This is a genomic window from Clostridium sp., from assembly GCF_036781005.1.
In the GTDB taxonomy this organism is placed as follows: Bacteria; Bacillota; Clostridia; order Clostridiales; family Clostridiaceae; genus Clostridium_B.
The window spans coordinates 1-24,590 of sequence record NZ_DAIQBT010000040.1 but is presented as its reverse complement, the minus strand read 5'-3'; the positions used below and the strand labels follow the sequence as shown (position 1 = coordinate 24,590).

Below are 24,590 nucleotides of genomic sequence, written 5' to 3'. Positions count from 1 at the left end.
AGAACCTAACTATAATTCAACTCTTTTTTTGTCTGAATTCCTGGGTCCATTATACACAAATACAATTTAATTTCTGAATCTAAACTCCAAAAACACAATTTACTTTAACCCTGCTGGATTTTCTGGTAGGGGATTTTTTATAGATTATATAGTTAACGAATTTTGACATCAAAGTTGGAGAAAATATGTTATAATTACATAAAAATATCTTTAAAAAATATTTTCAGAACGGGCAAATAGAGTTGGAGGTATAAGGTTATGAATATGAATTTTAAGGGGCTAGTGAATTTACATACGCTGCCAGTGACATTGCCTCTTCTGCCATTATATGAGGCAGTGCTAAATTCAATACAAAGCATTGAAGATATAATTATAAAAGATAATGGAATCGGATTCACAGATGATAATTATAATTCTTTTAATACTTATGCAAGTGAACACAAGCTTGAAAAAGGATGTAAGGGAGTAGGGAGAATGCTTTGGTTAAAAGCATTTTGTGATGTTGAGGTCGAAAGCATTTATGATGAAAAAGGGAAACGAAAACAAAGAAAGTTTCTTTTTGATACCAACAACGAAGTATATAATTTGAGTATTAAAGAGGTTGAAGATGAAAGTATAAGAGAAACTAAGGTTAGGCTAAATACATTAAGACATGAATATAAATCTAATTGTCCTAAAAGATTAGATACTATTGCTAGAAATATTTTAAATCATTGTTTCACATATTACGTTTTAGGGAAAGCTCCTAAAATTTTAGTTAGTGATGATCGGGATACAATTGATGTAGATAAAATCTATAGGGAAAATATTAGTGGGAATATAGATATTGTTACAGCTAATGCTAATGGTATAGATTTAAAAATTATTCATTCTAAAAATTATATGGTATCAGGAGATAGACATGAAATAAATTTGTGTGCACATAATAGAGCAGTACAGCAAATTTATTTGACAAAGTTATTTACTAATTTGAATACTAGGTTACAAGATGAAAAAGGAGAATTTATATACAGCGGGTATGTACTCTCAACTGCCTTGGATAGTCATGTTAATCGAGAACGTACTAAATTTAACCTTCCAGAACAAAAAAACATGGTAGAAAAGGTGGGTTCTGCTGAAATCTTTAATGTAGTAAAGAAAAAAGTCTCCGAGTTTTTAGAAGAAGATATAAATGGAAGTAATCGAAAGAAAGAAGCATTTATTAAAGACTATGTGTTTAATAAAAATCCTAAATATAGATTGTTGTTAAAAAATTGTTCTGATTTATTAAGTGACATACCATGGACTACTGACGAAGATAAACTGGAAATGGAACTTTTTAAGCAAGAACAAAAATATAAACTTGAATTGAAAAAAGAAGGTAAAAGATTAGAAGAAGAGGCAAAAAAAGATATAGTTGACTATCAAAAATACATGGAAAAACGAACAGCTTATGCTGAGAAATTATCTGATGTGGGTAAAGGTAATTTGGCTGAATATGTTATGCATAGAAAAGCTGTATTAGACATTTTAGCATCTAATTTGAAATTTAAAGATTTTGAACAGAAAAGGTATGCCTATGAAAAGAATATACACCAGTTAATTTTTCCTATGACCAAAACATCGGATGACATAGATTACTTACAACATAATTTATGGATAATTGATGAAAAATTAGCATACCATCATCATTTGGCATCACAGATACAAAACTAAAAAGCATGAGTGAAATTGAATCCAAGAGTGGAAATGAGCCAGACATCATTATATTTGATTCCCCATTTGCTTTTACAGACGAGAATACGCAACCATATAGGAATATAACTATAATTGAATTTAAAAGACCTGGAAGAGAAAACTATACGGATGAAGAGAATCCAATTGGACAAGTTAAGGAATATATGGATGATATTATAGAAGGGAAAATTAAAAGTAAAGATGGAGAATTCTTAAGTGATACCGAAAACATTAGATTTTTTTGCTATATTTTATGCGACATTGACAACAAGATGCGAAGATATGCAAAACTTGAAGATTTGAAGAAAACTCCAGATAGCATGGGATATTATAAATATATAGATTCATATAAAGCATATATGGAAATTATCCCTTATGGCAAACTAATCCAAGATTCACAAAAAAGAAATAAAATACTATTTGATAAGTTGTTTAATCAGTTGTAAAATATACCATTATGTCAAATCAAGGATTTAGAAAGCCCCAGGTTAAACCCAGGGCTTTTACAATTAGAACATAAATGAGTGACTTTAAAGTATTCTTATAGTATTAACCATTATACCCAACTTTAAACATTTTATATTTATTTTGAAAATTCAGTTTGCTGTTTAATTATTTTTCTATATTTAGTATAATATTGGTATGGATGGTTATATATTAATTCGTAAGTGTAATAAAATGTATCTCAGTTTTTTATTTTACGAGCTTTAGGTATTATGAGGGAAAATTGTTAACCATATCCTTGATAAATATTGATTACAAATGTAATCTTAAATTCAAGAACTACATTAGGGGGGAGAATGATGCTAAATAACATCAAAAAATTTAGTCTTAAAAAGAAGATATTTTTTATATTTATTACTGTTTTAGGGTTATTTTTAATATTTGCTTTTAATTTTCCACTAGGCAAATATGCAGATTCTAAGGTGAATGGAAATAGTGGAATAGCTAGAGTACCTAATGTTATGGATTATAAAAGAGGAAAGCTTAAAGAACTTCCTAAATATGATGAAAACTCAAAAAAACAGTGGCAGGTCGATTTAAGAAGCTATGATCTATCAGAACTTAATGTTAAAAATAACTTAAAGAGTTTAATGTATGCAGATTTTGATAGTAAAACAAAATGGCCTTCTGATATTCCAAAAGAATTTGATAGACAAGCCATTATGGAATATGGAAAAAACCCAGGATTGAATTTAAGAAAACTTCATGAAAAGGGCATTACAGGAAAAGGCGTGAGCATGGCTATTATTGATCAAACTCTTTTAACCGATCACGAAGAATATAAAGATAGATTAAAATTTTATGAAGAGATTCATAATAATGAAGAGAGTGGCGCATCTATGCATGGGGCAGCTGTTAGCTCTATTGCAGTAGGAAAAACTGTAGGTGTTGCACCAGAGGCAGATTTATATTACATTGCAGAAACTCATGGAAAATTTACTTTAAGTAATATGGTAACTGGTTTTTCTTTTGATTTTAAGTATTTAGCAAAATCTATAGATAGAATTATAGAAATAAATAAAACTCTACCTAAAGAAAAAAAGATAAGGGTCATTTCTATGTCTATAGGATGGAGCAAAGATCAAAAAGGATTTAATGAGATAGATTCAGCAGTAAAAAGGGCTAAAGACGAAGGAATATTAGTGGTTTCTACAAGCTTCGATGAATATTATGGAGTTAGTTTTTGGGGACTTGGAAGAGAGAGTATGAAAAATCCAGATGATTTTAAAAATTATGAACCAGGAATATTTTGGAGAGATGCATTTTTTGAAAATGAAAAATTTCATAATGAAAGATTTAATATAGAAAAGAACTTTATGGTACCAATGGACAGCAGGTGTACTGCATCACCTACAGGAAAATCAGATTATGTATTTTATAGAGAAGGTGGACTTAGCTGGACTGTTCCTTATATAGCAGCTTTATATACTTTATGCTGCCAGGTAAATCCTAATATAAGTCCAGATGAATTTCTAAAAGCAGTATTAAATACAGGAGATGTAGTGAAAATAGAGAAAGAAGGAAAAAAATATAATTTAGGCAAAATAGTAAATACACAAAAGCTTATAGAAAAAGTATCTTCTCAGGAATTAAAAAATCTTAATTAATTCTCAATTAGAACAGAAGCCTTATGTCGCAAGCTTTATGACTTATGATATAAATTAAAAAATATAGTAAAGAGGAAAATTCAATATTCCTCTTTTTCTTTTTCAGACAACCATTTATATAATAACTGATTTATTAAATTACTTAAACTTTGATTTTCTCCATCTCTAACAAGTTCTATTCTAACAGCCTTTTTCAAATCAGGCTCTAAATATATAGTAGTTTTTTCGTTCATAAATAACACCTCATCCCACATTATAAAACGAAATAATAAAACCCCAGCTTTATTTTAGCCAGGGTTTTTCTGTTCATCTTTATCAATTTTATAATTAAGGGCATCCAGTAAGTTGAAAACAAGTTGTTTATTTTTCGCACACAATTCATTATATTTATCCAGAAGTTGTTTTTCTTTTATCGTTAATGGTACAGCATCAGTACTATTTATATCTAAGAGCCAATTGGCAGATACATTATACGCTTCACATGTGGCCTTTATAAACTCTGCACTAGGCATAGATATACCATTTTCTATGTAACTTAAAGTTGTTCTGGAAAATGGTGGACTAAGTCGTGCAATAAATTCTTCTTGAGTTAACTCAAGCCCCATACGCAAATCATAGATTTTATCTCCAAAAGACTTTTTTAATCCCATGTAAATTCTCCCATCCAAACATATATCAGGGATATTCTACCATAAAATGAGTATATATCTACGAAATGTCGCCATGTAGACTGTAAATAAAAATAGACGTCTGTATAACGATATAAAAACATAAAGTTAATTTCCCGATTTTCTATAAGAACAGTTTTCACGTTTGCAATATTTACATTTATTTTTCAAGGAAGAAAAAGGGCAATAGAATTCTTCATCATAAAAATATAGAAATAATATTATGGGGCATATCAAAAAAATATGACACACCTTCCTTATAAAGATAATTTTTATAATATTGATTTTATAAACAGAATTGTTTTCCAGCTTACTTAATGTACCTTGAGTTATACCAAGCTTTTTAGCCATTTGACGTTGCGTAAGTCCTAATTTTTTTCGCATATTTTTAAACAAAAATACCACCTCAACGTTACATTTTACGACAATATTCATCTGTTTTATACAAGCAAATAATGGAATGTCTAATTTTGCAATGCGATATTCCGCCCAGGAATATTTTTGTGGTATCATTATAGGCAATAAAAGGTGCATCGTTTAAATATCAAGGATAGGGGGTTTTTAGATGGTAAATAAAGTCTTAAAAAAAGAATCATGTGGATATATTAGTAATTTTATGGTATTATTATAATAGTTGATTAGAACGGATGTTTTGAAATTTACAAAGGGGGAACCGTGGGTGATAAATGAAAAAGTATTGTATGCAGAAAAATCAAAAGATGAGAATGAAATTTTAAGAGAGGAGAATGTAAAGCTTAAATCAATAATTAGAGAGTTGAAACTCTTTATTTTAGATACGAATATAACGGAATCTTAATGCACGTCTAAAAATCAGACAACCAAAACCCAAAAATGAATAAAATAAACGGACATGACAAAAGCCTGTAATACGTTGATATTACAGGCTTTATTCTGGCAGGGGCAGTAGGAATCGAACCCACAACCAACGGTTTTGGAGAACGTAAATATATTTTTAATCCTATATAACAATAAATAATTATATATTATAAAGTATTGAAAATACAGGGCCTATTAAAGTTAATTTATAGTGACATATAATTGTATCCACTGTGATGTAGTACTTTTTGTGACCATTTTGTGACCAAATTTATATTAATTTTTATAATGAACAAATTCTCTTGGATAACTTTTATGTTCAATTACTCCATATTCTAGCATTAATTCGTCAGTAAGATATTTAAATCCTTTGCAATGCAAATCTCCTATACCTTGGCTTATTAATTCATAAGTTTGGGATTTATAGAAATAGTCCATACTTTCATCTAATTTTTTGCCAGTTTTTTTTGAGAATTCTAGAATTATATTTTTATATAGAGATTGCAATAATGTTTTATTAGCTTCCATATTTTATACTTCCTTACTTTTTTCATATTTTAGATATTTATTAATAATTTCCTGGTTAACAATACATATTTGTTGATTAGGTTTGTAGTACTTTAATCTTTTTAAGGCTTCATCTTTTCTAATTAAATTGGCTTGATATAATTCTATTGTATTGTAAACTCTGTCATCAGCTATACCACCTATAATTATGTCATATTCTAAATAAATATTATTTCCTGCTCTACACTGAAGTATAAAGTCTAGCCATTCTATATTGTAGCTTAAAAATTTTTTGACTTTATAAAGTTTATTAACTTTATTTATTTCTAAGTTATATGTATTTAGATATCCACTCTTTCCTCTTTTTATAAACTTATTTGTCCAGTTAATTGCCTGAGATTTTAATTGTGTTACATAGAATCCGTTTCCGAAGTCTAATGCATCCCTGGAGAAAGATACGTGGGGATTATCTACGATGCAATAAGAACCATGATATACTATCAACTCAATGCTCCCCTTTCTCTTAACACCTCTATTAAATCTTCTACTATATATTTTTTGCTTTGAGAGTGTAATGGTTCATAACATGGAATAATATAGTTATCTAAAGTATCTGTATCTGTGATTATTTTATATACTTCTTTCGCACTTATTCCTAATTTTTCTGCTAAACTTTCAATGCAAAATATAGTAAACTCCAATTTTTTTTCATCCATAGATTCACCCTCTAAGTAATTTTATATACTATCTATATTATAAAATTATAATCTTTGTTAATCAATTTTTAATTTGTATATTTATTTAGTAACTAAATCTATATAATTAAATTAATACTATATTAAAGAATTCTAAATGTGGTTATTGAGATATAAAAAGTATATATATTACAAAGACTATATAATTAGTAGCATTAATGATTCTATATTTTTTGATGTTACTTTTCCTTAATTATTTTTGTATAATTTAAAGTATCAAGTATTATATTGTCTATTTTTTCCCTTATAACTTTTATTTCCTTAAGTATCTTAGCTGACTTCAATTCTCTTTGGAGTATTTCTCTAACTATATTATGTTGAATTGTTAATTTCGGCAAAGGTATTCGAATATTTAATATATCTGAGATATTTATTCTTGGATGCTCTTTCCCGCTCATTAACAATTTACTTTGCTTTAAATATTCTGAAGAAAGAAATACATATCTAATATAATTAACAGAAGTGTTTAATTTATTTATTATAGAAAATGGTATAAATTCTGTTGTTCCTATAATATTTAAATGTTTTGGATTAATAATAGTATAACCTAAGTATGGCCTTAACTTATTTGTTAAAAAATCAGCATTTCCAAACTCTATCTTATCAGAACCTACTTCTGTAACGACGTTACTAAGATTCTCAATTTTGCCATTTAAGGATTGTATATGTTCAAATTCAACCAATATTCTAGTGTCTGTCATAAGACCTTTTTTTATCACAGTAGCATTGTACTTTCTTATTAATCGCTTCATTGGAATTATAGGATATTTATTTTTATCTTCACTTTGGAATAAACATCCTTTTCTGAGCATCCAAAAACTCATATATTCTGCACCAATTCTCATATATCTCTGATTAGCTATATTACTTAGCATAGGTTTTATCTTTATATGAAAGTTTTCATCTAAAGATGGTTTTTTAATGTCGTATTTTAAAAATACAGATTCTATTATATTTTGCAGAGACTCATACTCCAGTTTCTTTTTTTTAATCTCATCCTCAAATATGTTTATTTTTCTAATTAATTCTATTGATACTTTTTGAGGTAAAATAGGGAATTTAAACCTCATGAAATCCTCCACCTGAATTCTAGGATGACTTTGACTTTTTCCTGTTCGAATGAAGATTGCTTTTTTTCTAAATTCTCTATGTAATAAGTAGTATTTCAATAATTTGCTAGGAATTGTAGTATTATCTACTTTCAATGGGAAAAATTCTGTAGAACCAATTACCGATATTTTTGAATTAGGAATATCCTCCATTAAAAACACATACCCTATGTGACTATTTAGTCTAGAGAATACTATGTCGGCTCCATCCAATATTATTTTATCAGATCCAATTTCACTAACAATATTTTTATCTAAGTCATTTAAAAATCCTATACCTGGTTCTATGTTAGCTAGATCTATTAATTGATATTCCTCAGTTAGATCACCTTTCTTTACATTTTTTATCTTTGCAATTTTTACAAATTGCTTTAATTCAATTTGACGATAATTAAAGTTAAATATTTTTCCGTTAAGGTTTTTCCAGTAATTTGTATATCTAGCTCCTAATCGTAAAAATATACTTTTACTAATATCTGATAAATTGACATTGGTAATCATTCCCACACCACACTTTGCTTAAAGTAATCTAGTATCTTTTCTGGTTTTTCATTTATAATAACATAATTAGAATCATCTATGCATACTGAGCTAAATAACTCATTTGGTCGATCTTCTATCTTTTTAGTTCCTCTCTTGTAGCCTATTTCTTCTGCATGAGACATAAATATGGAATAGTTATACTTATTACTCATCTTGCTAAATATCCACCAATCGGCATCTACCATTTTAATATCATCCTCGTACTTATCTTTAAGCTGGGATATTGTAAGACTTTCATCTTCTGTTTCAAAAATAGATAATAAATATTTCTTTAAAATTTCCACAAAATTATCATGAAGACTAGAAGTTTCTTTTTTCTTTTTTAATTTATCGAGTTGATTTTTTATTTTGATAAATTCTTTATTATACCAATCCCAGTTATCATTCCAATCTTCAACTTCCTTCTCAGTTTTTTTCTGGGCGAATAAAAGGCTTGTTTTCGTCATAGTATATGGTGCAAATGCAAGATAAGGTAATGAAACAACAGCTTTTACCCAGAAATATTTAAATATAAATAATCGTATTTCTTTATTACTTGATAAATCAAATACTGACTCTGGTAGTACAACGCCTAATCTACCTTTAGGTCTTAATAATTGATACCAACGTTCTATAAATAAGTTTTCAGTATCTATAATTTTTTTATTTTCTTTTTTTAGAGATTTTTGTATTTTCTCGCCTTGTATATACAGCTTTGGAAATTGTTTAGCTGTTTCTCTATCCACAGTTATACTGAATGGTGGATTAGAAACTACGATGTCAAATTGTTCGTTTACATATTTAGGATATACATTGCTTGCTTTTTTTACATTTAATAACTTGCCATTGGGATAGTCTGCAAAATCTATCAATCCATCATTCGGTAGTATATTAGCAGATCCATCACCATGCCCTACCATATTGACCTTTGTTGCCATAGCTAAATCAGGATATATTTCTATTCCATATATAATCTTTAGCCCAAGCATTTTGCTTATGTTTTGGAAAGTTAACACTTAAAAAATCATCTATATCATCAGCTATCTGAATTTTTTCTCTTTTATCCATATCTGATAATATAGATCTTGTAATTTCCTTCATACATTGTATTTGGTATGTACCTGATCCACATGAGGGATCTATTATATATGGCAATCTTGGTCTGCCTTCTTTTCCGTTTATTAAATCAATTGCTAAATTTTCTACGTCAATTGCCTTGACTATAAAATCTACAATATTATGGTGAGTAAGATATTGACCTTTTGTCTGCTTTAATTCTGATCTTACTATTTTTTGAAAAAAATCTCCTAATACATCATATTTATTAGAAGTAAATGATATTTCCTGTAATGCTTCTACAACATATTTAACTTTATTTGCATTAAAAACTATGTCTGGAGTTTTTTTAAGTTTCTCGTCGTTGAATCCTATTAAATACTTTAGTGCACAATCTGAATAAGTTGAATTTTCTTCATCCCATTCCCCTCTATACATCTTATTAATTCTGTGATAAACTTCCTCTGGTAGCTCACTTTTATCACCATTATAGAATATTTGAAATCTATAAGCTTTACCAGCTCTAGTTGTTTTTTCGTCATATATTTTAGTAAGAAAAAGTCCTATTAGATTATAAAATAATTCATTTTGATGTTGTCCGCCACCCCATAAAACATTTGTTAAATCTTCTGCTATTCTATCTAGTTCATATTTTCTTACACTGGCTCTTAGCATATGAGCTTGATATTTGCTACCACTAATGAATTGAGGCGGTTTGTCAATTATACCATAGTTTTGAGGAATAACACGCAAATTAGGTCTTCCGGATTCCTCCCAGTCGTCCCAAGTTTTATATAAGCTGTAGTCTATTGTTACAAACTTCTCATTAAGTTCACCATCTTCATAAAATCTTGTATAATAAATTAAATATTTTACATAACCTTTTGATTTGTCTTCATTAGCAGCTCTTTCAAAAAGTTGTGTTTTTATAGAGTCTTCATAGTATTTATCATAATCTTGTTCAGACTTTAGTTCAAAAATTGCATATGGTGTTTTATCCTGTCTGTAAACTATGATATCAATTTTACTTGAAGTCTTTTTATAAGGATGCCCAATGATTCTATTAAATTCAAAATCTATTATCTCCTTTTTATTTTTGTATCCATATTTTTTAACTAGATCGTAAAATAATGCTGCCCTTATCTTTTCTTCTTCGTCAGCTAAATTATCAGTAAAATTTTGAGCTATGTAAGTAATTTCATTATCTTTTATTTGAAAAAGTTTATTTTTTATGCCATCTTCTAATAATTTAACTAATTCGGATGGACAGTTATCTAATTGTATATTTTTCATTTTGAACCCCCATTATGGTTATATATGTTATAAATTCAATTATTCATAATATATTATTACAGTATAGTTATTATAACATATTGTATATAAGGACTATAATAAAGCTTAATATTACGTGAATGATTATAGTAAAGGTTGTTATATTCTACTTCATTTGACCCAAACTTTTATTGATTACTAATCTTGTAAATCCCAAGAAGACTTTCCTAAAGGAGCAAGAATTTCATCCATCTCATCATAACTAAGTGTTTTTTTATTTGTATAATCTAAACATAATAATTTCACACTTTGACTTGGAGTATTTCTTGCATATGTTATCCCATAATAAGTAACTCCATCAATAACCCAAGGTTTTCCTACATGTAGATTGGCAATCATGCTAGTATCATTTTGAAAAATATTACTTATTACATACTGTTTAACTTCCTCTGATGTAGATGTATTACTACTAGTTGTCTGTGCAACTTGAACAGTTTGATTATTTTGTTGTTCTTTTTCTAAGGTATCAATATTTTCTTTCAATTTTTGGGCTTCTATATTATTAGAATCAATTTTAAGTATACTGTTTATGTATTCAGTGGCTTCATTATATTTGCTATTTTTAATAGCATTATTAGCTAAGTCTATATTTTTTGATATAAGGCTCTTTTTACATTCCTGAATTTTCTTTTGGGCATTACTATATGACTTATCATATTCCTTAGCTATTTTTTGGAATTGTTGTATTGCTCCTTCATAATCCTTATTATTTATCAAATTCAATCCACTATCATAAATACTTTTAACTGTTTTTAAATTTTCAGCTAATTTCATACTTCTCTTGATATTAGGATCATTTTTATAATCTAAGGATTGTTCAAATATAGCTATTGCTTTATCATATTCACCAGAATTCATATATTTATTTGCTTGAGTTATTAGATTATTATATGATCGGTTTTTATTATATTTATTTATTCCAAATCCAAATACTATTAATGCCAAGAGTATTAATGATGGTATGGCGATTTTTTTAAATTTATATTTATTCATTCAGACTTTCCCCTTTATTTCTAATTTTAATTTAATCACCCTGTACTTTAATCAGGGCGATTATTATTAATTTTAGTAAATTTTATTTATTAATTTTCGTCTTTGACATTATATAAAAACTACCTGCTCCATTAGGTTTAAGAACATACTGGTATTTATCAAGATTATTTACATCAGTGGTAAATGTATAATCATAGCTATTAGTTTCTGCATTATAACTTCTTGATCCTATATTTATGCCATTATAAAAAATATCATTACCACCAGTCATGGAATAAGAGTCTATTGCAGTAACATAGTAGTTACCATTATTTTCATAGGCATTTGTAATTATTTCTATAGGGCCTCTATCAAAGTCACCAGGAGTCCATGTGAATTTCTGTTCTCCTTCCAGCCATCTAGGATCATTCTTAAGACTGGAATAATCCCCATCTCTAGGGAGGACAATATCAGGATTTATTTTTTTTCTTGCAATTGATTCTATGCCATCCAAATCTGTATATGAATTAATACCTTCATAAGTAATATTTTCTGCTTTATAATAAAATGACTGGATTATCCAATCTCTATTTATATTTTCACCAGATGTAAATTCTGGAATTGTGGATTGAGAAAAAGCATCTGAAAAATAATTTTCAATAGAATTTATTGTTGACTTATCTAAATTTTTACCTATGTTACTATTTTCAATATTAGGATTTGTTATAGAATTTATTATAGAATTTGGTATGACACTAGTTCCGCCAACTGCATTAATGTCAGTTTTATCTCTATCTACAACATTATTTATATATTCTATTGCCTTAGCTGTATCAGGTGAATTTTCACTGTCAATTAATACAAGAGGTGCTGAGTATTTCCCAGCTAACACCGATGCCACCAATGCATCTGCATAGCCATTTCCTGATGCATTTGCAAAATACAATTTATCATTTTTTAAATCTGATTTATATGCATCTAAGATTCTTAAATTAGTATCAAATCTACTAGAACCTCCATCTATTCTACCGGATGCTTGAAGTTCTGTATATGTATCATTGTTTATTACATTTTTTGTCCCAATAACTGTAACATTTGGTTTATTTGATTTTATGAAATCAGCTGCTGGTCTAATAGACTCAATGCTATTAGCAGATAAGAGTAAAATTTCACCTTTTACAGCTGCTATAGGAGCTGCAGATAAAGCATCAGAAAATCCTTCGCCACTTACAATTATTACATTATCAGCTTTTATTCCATTATTTTTGACTAACTCATTTGCTACAGCTGCATTTGTTTCATATCTATTTTTGCCACTTAATTCTACTAAGTTATAAGATTTTTTTAGTTCATCACGTATAGATTGCGGTACAGAAGCCTCTCCCCCTATAACATATATATTTTTGGGATTTAATGTATTTAATGCAGATTTAGTATCTATACTGAGATTAGAAGTACTAGTTAAAAGTATAGGTGCATCTAATGTCTTTGCAAGTACTGACGCACTTACAGCATCTGCATAACCTTCACCGCTTACAAGTACTACATTATCACTGTTTGTCCAATTATTTGTGGCAACTTGTGATGATGTAGCATATCTACTTTCTGCACCTAGTCTCGTTACTTTTCCTGCATCTGCTTTAGCTGATGTTAATGTTAAAGTTGTGGTCAATACCAAAGATGTAAGAGTAGAACTTACAAATACTTTCTTTATTTTTTTATTCAAGTTAATCTCCCCCTTAAAACAATTATTATTATATATATTTCTACAATTATATTGTTTTTCCTTCATATATATATATTGTACCAATTTTAAAATGTATTTTTATGGTCTATGCTTGACTAAATAACAATTGTCTTTCATAAAAAATTCAAATATATATTATATCTATGAATAACAATAAATATATATTTGAAAGGAAGTTGATTATTATGTCAGCAAATGTAGAAACTATGTTTTATGTAAGAGAAACCCCTTGGCATGGGCTAGGAACAAAAGTAGGGGAAGCTCTATCTTCCCAGAAAGCCTTGGAATTGTCAGGACTTAATTGGAATGTAATTCAAAAACCTATCTATACCAGTGACAATATTCTTATATCCAATTATAAGGCTAATATTAGAGAAAGTGATGACAAAGTTTTAGGTGTTGTAACTGACAGATATAAAATAGTTCAAAATAAAGAAGCTTTTTCTTTTACAGACAGCTTAATTGGCGAAGGCTGTAAATATGAAACGGCAGGAAGTCTACAAAATGGTAGGAAGGTATGGCTTCTTGCCAAACTGCCGGATAAGTATAAAATTCTTGATGATGAGGTAACCCCTTACATGGTATTTTCAAACAGTCATGATGGCACCGGTGCTATTAAAGTTGCCATGACTCCTATTAGAGTTGTATGTAATAATACTTTGAACCTAGCTCTTTCCAATGCCAAGAGAATATGGTCAACTATTCACACAGGGAATATTAGCAGTAAACTCAATGAAGCTATGAAAACATTACTTCTTGCGGAAAGTTACATGGAAAATCTTGATTATGAAGCTCACTATCTAAGCAGAAAAACTATAAGTGATGAAAAAGTATTGGAATTTATAGAATTACTTTTGCCTTTACCTGACAATGCAAGTAAAACTCAAGAAAAAAATATAAATCTATTAAGGGATGATATGAAATTAAGGTATTTTGATGCTCCTGATCTGATAGACTTACCTAAGACATCTTGGAGATTTATAAATGCTGCATCTGATTTTGCAACGCATATTGATCCTTTACGTAAAACTAAGAATTATAAAGAAAATTTGTTTTCTAAGACTATTGATGGTAATCCTCTTATAGACAAAGCCTATGCACTTGCAGAAAGTATTGTATAAATATCAGTACTTTCTATTTTTATCTAGTAAATTCTTTTATTATTTGTATAGGAAAAGGGGTTTTTGTTATGACCAAACTACTTATAGGTACTAAAAACATTCCAAGAGAGGATTGGTTAAATTTTAGAAATAAAGGTATTGGCGGCAGTGATGTTGCAGCTTTATGTGGTATAAATAAATATAAGTCATCAGTTGAACTTTGGATGGAGAAAACAGGACAAATTAAGCCTAAAGAAAGTGGCGAAGCTGCTTACTGGGGTACAAAGATGGAACCTATAATACGTGAGGAATTTACTATTAGAACTAATCTTAAAGTAAATATCGTAAATTCCATATTAAAACATGAGAAATATAATTTTATGCTTGCTAACATAGATGGCATTGTCTATGATACTAAGTTTGGTAACTGTATATTTGAGGCAAAAACAGCTTCGGCTTTTAAGCAAAGTCAGTGGGAGAAAAGCATACCAGAAGAATATATGCTTCAAATCCAGCACTATATGGCAATAACAAATTTTAAGGCCGCTTATATTGCTGTTTTAATTGGAGGTAATCAGTTCATATATAAACTTATAAGAAAAGATGAAGAATTAATTGATATGATAATAAAAATCGAAAATGATTTCTGGAATCATGTGCGTGCAAATACCCCACCTAAAATTGATGGTTCTGAAGCTTCTACAGAACTTTTAAACAGACTTTATCCAAGCTGCATGGAAAATAGTAAAGTTATACTTCCTGATGAAGCTTTAAATATTTTAAATCAATACAACCTTTATAAAGAAAAGGAAAAGGAAGTTTCTGAAATGAAGAATGAGGCGGCAAATAAATTAAAGTCTATGATTGGAGATAATGAAACCGCTGTAGTTAAAAACTGGATTATTACATGGAAAACTATATATTCTGAAAAGTTTGATTCAAAAAAATTAAAGAAAGAAGAACCTGAACTTTACAAGAAATATACTGTTAAATCCAGTTTCAGGAGGCTTAATATAAAATAAATATTATGAAAAAATAATGCTAATCATGAGAAATGAAATTTTATGATTAGCATTTCTATTTATTTAAAAATGTGAAATGGAGGTGTTATATCAAATGTCAGATCTTAAATATAAATTGGCTAAAAAGATAAATACAATGGAAGCCGATAATTCTATAAACAATACTGAATCTATTAAAAAGGACACTAATAATGTAATTACGCTCAACAGTACTGAAAATAATAAAGGTATTTCTATTGTACCTGATTTTGCTATAACTCTTAATGATGCCAAGAATAGAGTAGAGCTGCTTCAAAGTTTTGTTAAAGAAATGATGATTATAAATATAGATTATGGTTTTATACCCAACTGTTCTAAACCCTCGTTATTTAAATCTGGTGCTGAAAAACTTTGTGATATCTTTGGCTTTTCTAAAAAAATTGAAATTCTGAACAGGGTTGAAGATTGGGAGAAAGCCTTATTTCATTATGAAATAAAAACCATATTAATTAATAAGAAAACAGGTCTAATTGAAGCAGAAGGAATAGGCAGCTGTAATAACAGGGAAAGAAAATATAAAAATCAAGACGGTTACAGTATTGTAAATAATATATTAAAGATGGCTAAAAAAAGAGCTTTTATAGATGCGGTTTTATCTGCCACCCGTTCAAGTGGCCTATTTACTCAAGATATGGAAGACAATTTATTACCATTAAATAATGTTAATGATGATAGAAATATTACTAAAATACAAAATAATAATACCAATGACTCAGCTGAAACAAAATATCCTCAAAATAAAAAATATCATTATGAGCTTATTTCAATTATAAAAGATAACAATATACTAACCAGTGAAATAAAAGAACTTATTAAAAAGAGATACAAAGTATCTCAAATTAAACAGCTTTCATCACCACAAATATGTGATTTTATAAAATATTTAAATATTTATAATATGATTTAGGCAGAAAGTGGTTTCCTACCTAAATTCAAATAAAAATTAAATTAGAGGTGTACTATATGAAAAAATTGAATTCCAGTGTGACTATAAACATAGATATTGTAAATACAGAGCTAATGCTAGAAATTAATGTAGCTTGTACAGAACTTTCACTGTCTTTAGAACAATTTATTACTTATGCCATTAATAAACTACTTTATGATATAAAATTTGTCCATAATCCAAAATTTGTTAATGATGATATCTAATAAATAATGAGTTTTTATGCATCATCCATATGAGAGAGCATAACTTTTAATACATCTAAGGCCATTTGTTTTTGCTTTATATTTCTGCCCTGTAATAATTGTTTAATTTGGTCTATAAAATTATTATTTTCCATATTTACCGAATCCTTTAAGAGATAGTCAACTGTTACACCCAATCTTTTTGTAATTCTGATCAATGTATCAAGTGTGACACTTTTTTCTCCTCTTTCTATCTGTCCCACATAAGAACTACTTACATCAACATCCTCTGCAAGTTTTTCCTGAGTTAATCTTAATTTTAATCTTTCTTCTCTTATTCTCTTTCCTAAAGCAATATAATTCATTCATCTACCTCCACTTATAATTTAGTGGTAGTAGATGATATATTTAATATACTATATGTATTATTTATATTGACTAATAGTTGTATTTTGTTATAATATTTTACAAGATGGTTAATTATTCATTAAAATTTTACAAATTTAAGGAGTTGTTATTATGTCTAAAATGAAATTATGTAAAACATGTCAAAAAGAGATTGCTACATCAGCAAAAATCTGTCCTCACTGTGGAACGAAAAATAAAAGATCGAAATTAAAAACTTTTGCTATAGGTGCAATTATATTTATAATTTTTATAGCTGTTATGAGTGCTTTAGATTCTTCAGATACTTCAAAAACTAATTTAGTTGATGTAGTGAAAACAGGTTATCTTGGAAACTATAAATCGGTTTCGGTAGGACAAGTATTAGAAAAAAGTTTCACTGAATGCACATGGGATTCATTTGAATCTAAAGGCAAAAATATAGTTGAAGTTGATCTAAAAGATACAAGTACTGGAAAAACCAGGACAGCTAAGATTCAATTTGCTGTTGAAAAAGATAATACTTTTAATGTTGCATTCTTTAAAACTGATGCTAATACTTCTGTAAACTCCTATGCTTCCGATGCTTATTCAGCGAAAATGTTTTTAGATACACTTTATGATGAATATGGAAAGCATTTTAATGAATCTGTGGTTGGTGACTTTGACACAAGTAATGATAGTTTAAAAGGAAGCCCTAGTAGTAAATATAAAAAATAAGTATTATTTCTTATATATAGATAATAGCTAAAAATTAAGTTTCAATTTAATACATAAGGAGGATACATAAATGATTATATTGGTATATATAATTGTGGCATATTGTTGTCTTACATCTTTACAGAATAAATTAGGTATCTTTTACTTTGGTACATTTAATAATTATTTCTTTAGTAAATTAGTTATTGCTCTATTTTTAGGGTGGATCGTTATTCCTATATGGATCATATCAAGGCTAATGGGTAAGTTAAGATAATAAGTTAGATAGAACTAAATGAAAGTTATTTTACATAAATGCTATGACAGGGGATTTATACAATGCTTTCTTTTTGAAGATAATAAATGGAGGAATTAAAATGAAAAAAAGTACCGTATTACTTTATTCGGTCATTGCTATTGCTGTATTATTGCTTATTACTGTTTCTATATTTTTTGGACAGAAAAGATATTATTAAAAAAAGCTGTAGAGAATACTAGATTTATTACTATGATAAAAAATCTAGAAATTGACGAATTAAATATTAAAATGGGTTACTTAGCAAAAACTACTTAAAAAAATACAGTATGGAAGCAATCAAAAATTAAAGACGACAAATATTTTGTCACTTGTACAGGAGATTATCATGGTATAAATGTAAAAATGGAATTTTATATACATGAAAATAATAAATTAGATAAATTATATCTTGAAGGACATGATAACTTTTATATTCGTAAAGAAGGGCAAATAGTACAAGCAAATTATGATTTTTATATTATAGGTTCTGAATATATGAATATAAAAGGAATACAGATACCATCAAAAATTAAAGCGACTAGAAATATTCTTATGGTACTTTCTAATAATTTATCTTCTATATCTCAATATGAGATAAATCGTGATGTATTTATGAAATCGCTTGATGATGTACAATTTTTAGAGTTTTCAGATATGTGTAGTGTTTATTTATCTTTAGATGATATAATGGAGCAATATTATAAGGAAAATCCCAATATACCCGAAAATGAAAGAGCTAGATTATTTAATAGCAATACGGAAAGTACATCTGTGGATATATATGAAAATGATCCAGAATTAAATGAATATGATTAAATAAGTGGTAGGATTTTCCTATCACTTATTTTTATATAGTTTGGATATTGGATTAAATCAAAATTTTCTGTGAATCCATATAGGTAATTGCGATGCATTCGCAATAGCTATCAAATATATAATATATAATTATAATTTAATGATAATTACTATGCAATAAGTATTATGACAGTATATTTTAAGCCTATAAAGGTTTTGTGACATATCAGCAAGTGGTAGAATTTCAATTTATAAGACATTGAATACTGGTAAAAGTAAGGTTTTAAAAATATTATATATCAAGTGATTCAGGGGCTAAGGGAGAGAAATCAAGTTTTTCTTTTTTATTTGTCATGACAAATTGAGTTGTCACAATGCTATATAAGAAAAATGAACTCTATTTGTATAAGTAGCTATAATTGCATTTAATAGAAATATATTATTTATTTTTTACAATATTAACATATAGATAAATACTTAATATTAAGTAAAGGCGTAGCCTTTACTTTTTTTAGGGGGAAGGGACAAGAGAATCGGAAAATCTTATAGATTTTCCGATTTGTCCCTTCCCCCTAAGACCCCCATCCCTCATTTAATTAATAGTTTTGTATATAGGATACATTTATTTATAAAATGATAGCAAAAAATGTTGAAAAAAGTAGTATTTTACATTACTATTTAAGTAATGTTTTAGAAAAGGATGTGTTATTTTTATGAATGATAAAAATTCAAAAGAAGATAAAAAAAATTTACTTCAATTTACTAACAAACATAGAATAATAGATTATACTAAGGATGAATTTCTTAAAGAGTACGATATAGAAGAAAGCTTTTTTAGACAGCATATAACACAAATTATGGAATACTATAAATTAGATAAGAATTGCCTTAAATTAGACAATGAGGAAACTGCTAATTATAATATAAAATATGAAATAGCTCCATTATTAGCATTGCAATTAAAACAAAAGATGACCCATGGTTTAAATCCTATATATGATAAGAGGAGAAATAAAAGTATATTTAGTGTAGATGCTCTTCTTGAATATAATAATAGTTTAATTAAGAATATATGTTGTTTACCCAATTATTTAAAATATTACATGCAAGATCATTATGTTTACAAATTAAATTCAGAAGTAAGTAATTATATCCCACTTTTATTGAAAAAATTAATTTTAGCTTTTGATATTATGGCACATGAAAATTATATAAGTAATGGAGATATTATTATCAATTTAGTAAAGTATTTAGATACTTGGATATATTCATATCTACTAACTTTTTTAAATAATAGTAATAATAGGGAAAAAATTGAACATACAGAATCAGTACTAAAAGAAAAATTTGGACAAGATCATTATTTAACTACAGAAAAGAATTATAGCCTTGATTATCTTATATCTGAAACTTTCAAAAAATTTCTTCGTGAAGATATAGATTCTTTAAATCCTGAAATTGAAATAGATTTTAAAAAATCTATTTTGAATACTACTAAAAATATTTCAACTGAAGATATTCAATCTATACGTGATGATTATAAGGAACAATTAAATTTAAGCTTTTATGAATATATTCTAAATAGCACATTTTCCAATCATGAAGATTTAATAAAATCCAATATTCATGAATATTCATCAAGATTGGATTACTTGTCAGATAATAAAGATAGTATAATAATTATATTTAGAAAATATATTAAGTCATTACTAGAAAAAAATATAAATATTGCTGATGTGGAAAAAAATATCAGATCACTACTTGATATCCCTTGGGAATTACAGTTAGTTGATCTTAGTAAATATATAAATAATTCTATTGATCCTAATGATGTTCATATAATTAATAATATTGCTTTACAAATTTATGAAGAAGCACTTAAAATTCATACTAACTTTAAAAAATTTCAAGAAAAAATTCATAATTTAGAAATTTTAGATTCAATACAAAGTGCTCTAAATAATGCATTAGGACAAATATTATTTAGCCTATTCAGTTTGAATAATTAAACAGATTTGTTAATCTTGTGTATCAAATAAATCATATGAAGACTATCTTTAACTTAAGTGCCATAAGATAGTCTTTTAATTTCTTTATCTTAAAATCATATCTAATTCACATTCTATCCATTAAATAACAGTATATTATGTAAATCTAAACAATAAAATCAATTTTATGTATTTATTTTTATAAAAAGTTTAGGATATGCCAATTCTGGATTACAAATATATTTCATTTTTAACAAAAATTATTTAGAAATATAAGATCTAATTTATTTTTATATATTAGATAATTTACAAATTACATTTCTATGATTATATAATGATACATATAAAAAATTAAATACCATATTTTAATGTAAAGAATAGGACTACTTAATTAAGATGAAATAGTTAAATTAAATAATTTCATAATCTGATACAGTATTATTTTAGATTAATTATTGAGGAGGTAATTTATGAACCAAGAAATAAAAGTTAGATTATGTAAAAGGCCTTACAATCCACTTGATGATGATATGGTAGAAATAATTGAGCCAGACTCAAAGTATGTTACTGATGGGATCGGACAAAATTTTAAATACTGGACATTCAGAAGCCCAATATTTATTTCGGCACAAACGGGCATGGGAAAAAATACTTTTGTTGAAAATGTTCTTATAGAAGACGCCTTGCAAAATAATTATAGAATTTTGATTATAAGTAATAGAGTTGCATCTAATCGTCAGCAAAAACAACGGATAGCTAAGTTAATAGGTCGTGAGCAGTATTTAGAGTATTATACTCTTGAAGGATTAGATGAAACTCAAATATGTGAAAGTGTTCAAATAATAACATACCAAAAATTAGGAAGTACACTTAGTACTTTTTCTCCCAATAAGTATTCTATAGTGGTCTTCGATGAATGCCATTTTTTTATAAGCGATGCTTTATTTAATAATAAAACTAGTGAAATATTAAGAAAAAGTATAAATGCTTTCCAAAACTCAGTAAGAATATACATGACATCTACACCAGATGAAATTTTTTCTTTAATTTTAGAGGAAGAAAAAAAACTTATGTATACTTCTGAATATGCCCTATATAAAAGGCTTAAGCCTTATCCGTATTTTAAACAAATTTTATATTATAATTTTAAGCGTGATTACAATTATATTTCTACAAGATACTTCAATTCAGAGGAAGAGATACTGGAGTTAATAAACAAGGATTGTTCAGAGTACAAATCAATACTTTTTATAAATTCTAAAATTAGAGGAAAAAGGCTACTAGAGAGAGTTGGTTCTAACAATGCTGTTTTTATTACTGCTGAATCTAAGGATTCCCAAGATACCGATGGAAAAATTTATACTCAAATTGTAAATGAAGAAAAATTTGATTGCAAAGTATTAATCTGTACAAGTGTTTTGGATAATGGAATTAATTTAAAAGATCCTCTTTTAAAAAATATTATTATTTTTTCATATGACAAAACTGAATTTTTGCAAATGCTGGGCAGAAAGAGAATAACAGATAATGAAAAAATTAATCTTTATCTGTATAAAGGAAAAGTAGAAGAGATAAATGCAAAATTATCAATAATAAAAAAACAATGCGGATTTATAAATGGATTTAATTCTAATCCTGTATCATTTTTAAATAAAAATTTCACTAACAATGATATCTATAAAGGATTATTTTATTTTAATAAATACCAAAAACTTTGTCTGAATGAATTGGCAGAAAAAAAACTATATAATAATAAATCCTTTCTTGAAAGGATTATAGATAGCTTAAATGGAGGAGATAAGGAAGCCTTTATTTTAGAACAGCTTTCTTGGATAGGGCTAAAGGAAACATATAATCCTAGTTTATATATTAATTATGTAGATCCGGATAAAAATAAAGCTGATTTTATAAATTTTTTAGATAAATACTGTGGCATTCCATTATCAGGTGATGAACTTGATTCTTTTGAGAAAGAGTTTAAGACTTTAACTACTGCTGCTTATGGGATGCAAGAAGGAGATCGTCAGGATAGACCCAATTACAAAGCAACTAAAATGAGAAAAATTTTTAAGAATTATAACTTAAATTATAATATAAAAATTAAAGATAAAGTATCTACATTGGTGAAGGATGTTAAATAATTAGCTTCTAAATTTGATAAAGTAATTTAAATTATTTATATATTATAAAAATGAGGAGGTAGTTTATAAATGGAACTATCATTATATACTGTGAAAGAAGTTTCAAATATTTTAAAATGTTCTCCAGCAAAGGTATATGAATTAGTTAGACAAGATAAAATCAAACCAGTTACAAGAGTTGGAAAGAAGATATTAATACCCGTAATATCTTTGAAGAGTTTTATTTTAGGAAAATCGGTTGAAGAACTATTAAAACTTAAATCCATTGATTAAAATATTTTAAATTATTTAAGTATGTTTATTATTAAACATGCTTAAATAATAATTTTTATGTAGTACGGAGGTTTTAAAATGGAAGGCTCAATTAAGAATAGGAAATTAAAAAATGGTAAAACAGTGTATGATATTATAGTTGATTTGCCAAGAAAATCAGATGGCTCAAGGAATCAACTAAGGAAAAGAGGTTTCAAGAGTAAAAAAGAAGCTCAATTATATATTGCAGATGTAATTATGAAATCATCAAATGGGCATAATTTTTCGGGGGATAAAATTTTACTGAAAGATTATTTAAAAAGATGGCTTAAAACCGAAGGCTCTTCACTTTCTTCTTCTACACAAAAGCGTTATAGTGAATTTTGTGTTCATATAAGTAATCATCTTGGAGAAATTCCTATCAGTAAACTTACAGGCTTACAAATAAAAGAATTTTATAAAAATCTTGAAAAACCTCAAGTATATTCAAATTTTAAAAGGGGGCTTAGTAGATCGACTATACTAAAAGTGCATAGGATGCTACATAAAGCCCTTACTGATGCTGTACGTGATGGAACTATAGATAGAACTGTTATGTCCAATATAAAATATGGAAGTGTAGAAAAAACAGAAACAAAGGTATGGGATAATTCAACTTTTTATTCTTTTCTAGATAAAATAAAAGAGGAATTAATATATTTACCTGTACTTGTAGCATTTGAAACTGGGTTAAGACAATCGGAAATCACAGGTCTTAAATGGGAGGATATAGACATAAATAAAAAACTACTTACGGTAAAACGCAACTATGGATATGATGCTTTAAAGAAGAGTTTAAGTGATAAAAAGACTAAAACTAAAAGTTCTCTGAGAGTAATTAATTTATTTGATAACACAATTGAAAATTTAAAGAAACAAAAACAGCAGCAACGTCTTAATAAATTATTGTATGGCAAAGCATACATAGAAAGTGGATATATTTGTACTACATCAAATGGGAATCCTATTAATCCACTTTATATAAGTAAAAGGTTTGCTCAATTAGTAAAAAAGCATAATTTTAAGAAAATAAGATTCCATGACCTTAGACATTCTCATGCTACTATGTTATTGAAAGAAAATGTTCATCCTAAAATTGTAAGTCAACGTCTAGGGCATAGTTCAATAGCAATTACACTTGATACTTATACTCATGTTTCAACTGATATAGAAAAAAGTGCTTTATTGTCTGCTAATGAAAAAATATCCCAATATATTGAAGAAAAAGAATCAAATTAAGTGATTCTTTTTCTATTTGAGAATTTATTCTTATATCTCATATTTCGGAACCAAGTAAATCCAGAAATGTAGTTAAGATTTGCCACGTGAATGGGAACACTAATTATAGTAATATAGAAGAATAATACTAT

At 27.4% G+C, this 24,590-nt stretch carries 27 protein-coding genes; 15 read left to right on the top strand and 12 right to left on the bottom strand.

Annotated elements, in window-relative coordinates; all coding sequences use genetic code 11:
* The first annotated feature begins 258 nt into the window (after positions 1-258).
* The 3 genes from V7Q02_RS13560 (at position 259) to V7Q02_RS13550 (ending at position 3,827) form a co-directional block, all read left to right on the top strand.
* Positions 259-1,695 (top strand): hypothetical protein, encoded by a 1,437-nt coding sequence (locus V7Q02_RS13560; RefSeq protein ID WP_333861587.1) that lies wholly within the window; start codon positions 259-261, stop codon positions 1,693-1,695.
* 5 nt (positions 1,696-1,700) lie between these two features.
* A complete protein-coding gene (locus V7Q02_RS13555; RefSeq protein ID WP_333861586.1) occupies positions 1,701-2,162 on the top strand; it encodes a hypothetical protein in 462 nt (153 codons plus the stop codon).
* A gap of 354 nt (positions 2,163-2,516) precedes the next feature.
* On the top strand, positions 2,517-3,827 hold the full coding sequence (locus V7Q02_RS13550; RefSeq protein ID WP_333861585.1) for a S8 family serine peptidase: 1,311 nt from the start codon (positions 2,517-2,519) through the stop codon (positions 3,825-3,827).
* An 80-nt stretch (positions 3,828-3,907) separates the two neighbouring features.
* Here the strand turns inward: V7Q02_RS13550 and V7Q02_RS13545 are convergent, their stop codons facing one another.
* From V7Q02_RS13545 to V7Q02_RS13535, 3 genes are all read right to left on the bottom strand, one after another.
* Complete coding sequence (locus V7Q02_RS13545) at positions 3,908-4,060, bottom strand: hypothetical protein (protein WP_333861583.1); 153 nt, start codon at positions 4,058-4,060, stop codon at positions 3,908-3,910.
* Between the two features lie 54 nt (positions 4,061-4,114).
* Positions 4,115-4,477 (bottom strand): helix-turn-helix domain-containing protein, encoded by a 363-nt coding sequence (locus tag V7Q02_RS13540; protein ID WP_333861581.1) that lies wholly within the window; start codon positions 4,475-4,477, stop codon positions 4,115-4,117.
* Between the two features lie 126 nt (positions 4,478-4,603).
* The gene (locus V7Q02_RS13535; RefSeq protein WP_333861580.1) at positions 4,604-4,891 is read right to left on the bottom strand and encodes a helix-turn-helix domain-containing protein; all 288 of its coding nucleotides are present in this window, start codon (positions 4,889-4,891) and stop codon (positions 4,604-4,606) included.
* A 283-nt stretch (positions 4,892-5,174) separates the two neighbouring features.
* Here V7Q02_RS13535 and V7Q02_RS13530 point away from each other — a divergent pair, with 283 nt between their 5' ends.
* The gene (locus V7Q02_RS13530) at positions 5,175-5,312 is read left to right on the top strand and encodes a hypothetical protein (RefSeq protein ID WP_333861579.1); all 138 of its coding nucleotides are present in this window, start codon (positions 5,175-5,177) and stop codon (positions 5,310-5,312) included.
* A gap of 296 nt (positions 5,313-5,608) precedes the next feature.
* On the opposite strand, the gene V7Q02_RS13525 is transcribed toward V7Q02_RS13530, so the two are convergent.
* From V7Q02_RS13525 to V7Q02_RS13490, 8 genes are all read right to left on the bottom strand, one after another.
* On the bottom strand, positions 5,609-5,860 hold the full coding sequence (locus tag V7Q02_RS13525) for a hypothetical protein (protein ID WP_333861578.1): 252 nt from the start codon (positions 5,858-5,860) through the stop codon (positions 5,609-5,611).
* A gap of 3 nt (positions 5,861-5,863) precedes the next feature.
* Positions 5,864-6,343 carry a DUF3990 domain-containing protein gene (locus tag V7Q02_RS13520; protein WP_333861576.1) on the bottom strand — a complete coding sequence of 160 codons (480 nt, stop codon included), beginning with the start codon at positions 6,341-6,343 and terminating at the stop codon, positions 5,864-5,866.
* Complete coding sequence (locus V7Q02_RS13515; protein ID WP_333861575.1) at positions 6,340-6,555, bottom strand: DUF3791 domain-containing protein; 216 nt, start codon at positions 6,553-6,555, stop codon at positions 6,340-6,342. Before V7Q02_RS13515 ends, V7Q02_RS13520 begins: the two co-directional genes overlap by 4 nt.
* Before the next feature lie 218 nt (positions 6,556-6,773).
* Complete coding sequence (locus V7Q02_RS13510; protein WP_333861573.1) at positions 6,774-8,204, bottom strand: restriction endonuclease subunit S; 1,431 nt, start codon at positions 8,202-8,204, stop codon at positions 6,774-6,776.
* Entirely contained in the window at positions 8,201-9,163 is a 963-nt protein-coding gene (locus V7Q02_RS13505) for an N-6 DNA methylase (RefSeq protein WP_333861572.1), read from the bottom strand. Before V7Q02_RS13505 ends, V7Q02_RS13510 begins: the two co-directional genes overlap by 4 nt.
* Positions 9,164-9,170: 7 nt before the next feature.
* Positions 9,171-10,574: a type I restriction enzyme HsdR N-terminal domain-containing protein gene (locus tag V7Q02_RS13500; RefSeq protein ID WP_333861571.1), complete on the bottom strand. Its 1,404-nt coding sequence runs from the start codon at positions 10,572-10,574 to the stop codon at positions 9,171-9,173.
* A gap of 177 nt (positions 10,575-10,751) precedes the next feature.
* Positions 10,752-11,606: a tetratricopeptide repeat protein gene (locus tag V7Q02_RS13495; RefSeq protein WP_333861570.1), complete on the bottom strand. Its 855-nt coding sequence runs from the start codon at positions 11,604-11,606 to the stop codon at positions 10,752-10,754.
* A gap of 82 nt (positions 11,607-11,688) precedes the next feature.
* Complete coding sequence (locus V7Q02_RS13490; protein ID WP_333861569.1) at positions 11,689-13,311, bottom strand: cell wall-binding repeat-containing protein; 1,623 nt, start codon at positions 13,309-13,311, stop codon at positions 11,689-11,691.
* 206 nt (positions 13,312-13,517) lie between these two features.
* Here V7Q02_RS13490 and V7Q02_RS13485 point away from each other — a divergent pair, with 206 nt between their 5' ends.
* From V7Q02_RS13485 to V7Q02_RS13470, 4 genes are all read left to right on the top strand, one after another.
* The gene (locus V7Q02_RS13485) at positions 13,518-14,453 is read left to right on the top strand and encodes a DUF932 domain-containing protein (protein ID WP_333861568.1); all 936 of its coding nucleotides are present in this window, start codon (positions 13,518-13,520) and stop codon (positions 14,451-14,453) included.
* A 68-nt stretch (positions 14,454-14,521) separates the two neighbouring features.
* Positions 14,522-15,454, top strand: a complete 933-nt coding sequence (locus tag V7Q02_RS13480; RefSeq protein WP_333861567.1) for a YqaJ viral recombinase family nuclease — start codon at positions 14,522-14,524, stop codon at positions 15,452-15,454.
* Between the two features lie 94 nt (positions 15,455-15,548).
* On the top strand, positions 15,549-16,400 hold the full coding sequence (locus tag V7Q02_RS13475) for a hypothetical protein (RefSeq protein WP_333861566.1): 852 nt from the start codon (positions 15,549-15,551) through the stop codon (positions 16,398-16,400).
* 56 nt (positions 16,401-16,456) lie between these two features.
* Positions 16,457-16,645 carry a hypothetical protein gene (locus V7Q02_RS13470; protein WP_333861565.1) on the top strand — a complete coding sequence of 63 codons (189 nt, stop codon included), beginning with the start codon at positions 16,457-16,459 and terminating at the stop codon, positions 16,643-16,645.
* Positions 16,646-16,659: 14 nt separating this feature from the next.
* On the opposite strand, the gene V7Q02_RS13465 is transcribed toward V7Q02_RS13470, so the two are convergent.
* Positions 16,660-16,989 carry a helix-turn-helix domain-containing protein gene (locus V7Q02_RS13465; RefSeq protein ID WP_333861564.1) on the bottom strand — a complete coding sequence of 110 codons (330 nt, stop codon included), beginning with the start codon at positions 16,987-16,989 and terminating at the stop codon, positions 16,660-16,662.
* A 154-nt stretch (positions 16,990-17,143) separates the two neighbouring features.
* Between V7Q02_RS13465 and V7Q02_RS13460 the strand changes: the two genes are divergently transcribed.
* From V7Q02_RS13460 to V7Q02_RS13430, 7 genes are all read left to right on the top strand, one after another.
* Entirely contained in the window at positions 17,144-17,728 is a 585-nt protein-coding gene (locus V7Q02_RS13460; RefSeq protein ID WP_333861563.1) for a hypothetical protein, read from the top strand.
* A 70-nt stretch (positions 17,729-17,798) separates the two neighbouring features.
* The gene (locus V7Q02_RS13455) at positions 17,799-17,984 is read left to right on the top strand and encodes a hypothetical protein (protein WP_333861561.1); all 186 of its coding nucleotides are present in this window, start codon (positions 17,799-17,801) and stop codon (positions 17,982-17,984) included.
* Positions 17,985-18,368: 384 nt separating this feature from the next.
* Complete coding sequence (locus tag V7Q02_RS13450) at positions 18,369-18,821, top strand: hypothetical protein (RefSeq protein ID WP_333861560.1); 453 nt, start codon at positions 18,369-18,371, stop codon at positions 18,819-18,821.
* A 692-nt stretch (positions 18,822-19,513) separates the two neighbouring features.
* Entirely contained in the window at positions 19,514-20,809 is a 1,296-nt protein-coding gene (locus V7Q02_RS13445; RefSeq protein ID WP_333861559.1) for a hypothetical protein, read from the top strand.
* A gap of 449 nt (positions 20,810-21,258) precedes the next feature.
* Positions 21,259-22,929, top strand: coding sequence for a DEAD/DEAH box helicase (locus V7Q02_RS13440; protein WP_333861558.1), 1,671 nt, complete (start codon positions 21,259-21,261; stop codon positions 22,927-22,929).
* Between the two features lie 69 nt (positions 22,930-22,998).
* Positions 22,999-23,202, top strand: a complete 204-nt coding sequence (locus V7Q02_RS13435) for a helix-turn-helix domain-containing protein (RefSeq protein ID WP_073539770.1) — start codon at positions 22,999-23,001, stop codon at positions 23,200-23,202.
* A 78-nt stretch (positions 23,203-23,280) separates the two neighbouring features.
* Positions 23,281-24,459: a tyrosine-type recombinase/integrase gene (locus tag V7Q02_RS13430; protein WP_333861556.1), complete on the top strand. Its 1,179-nt coding sequence runs from the start codon at positions 23,281-23,283 to the stop codon at positions 24,457-24,459.
* Positions 24,460-24,590: the final 131 nt, after the last annotated feature.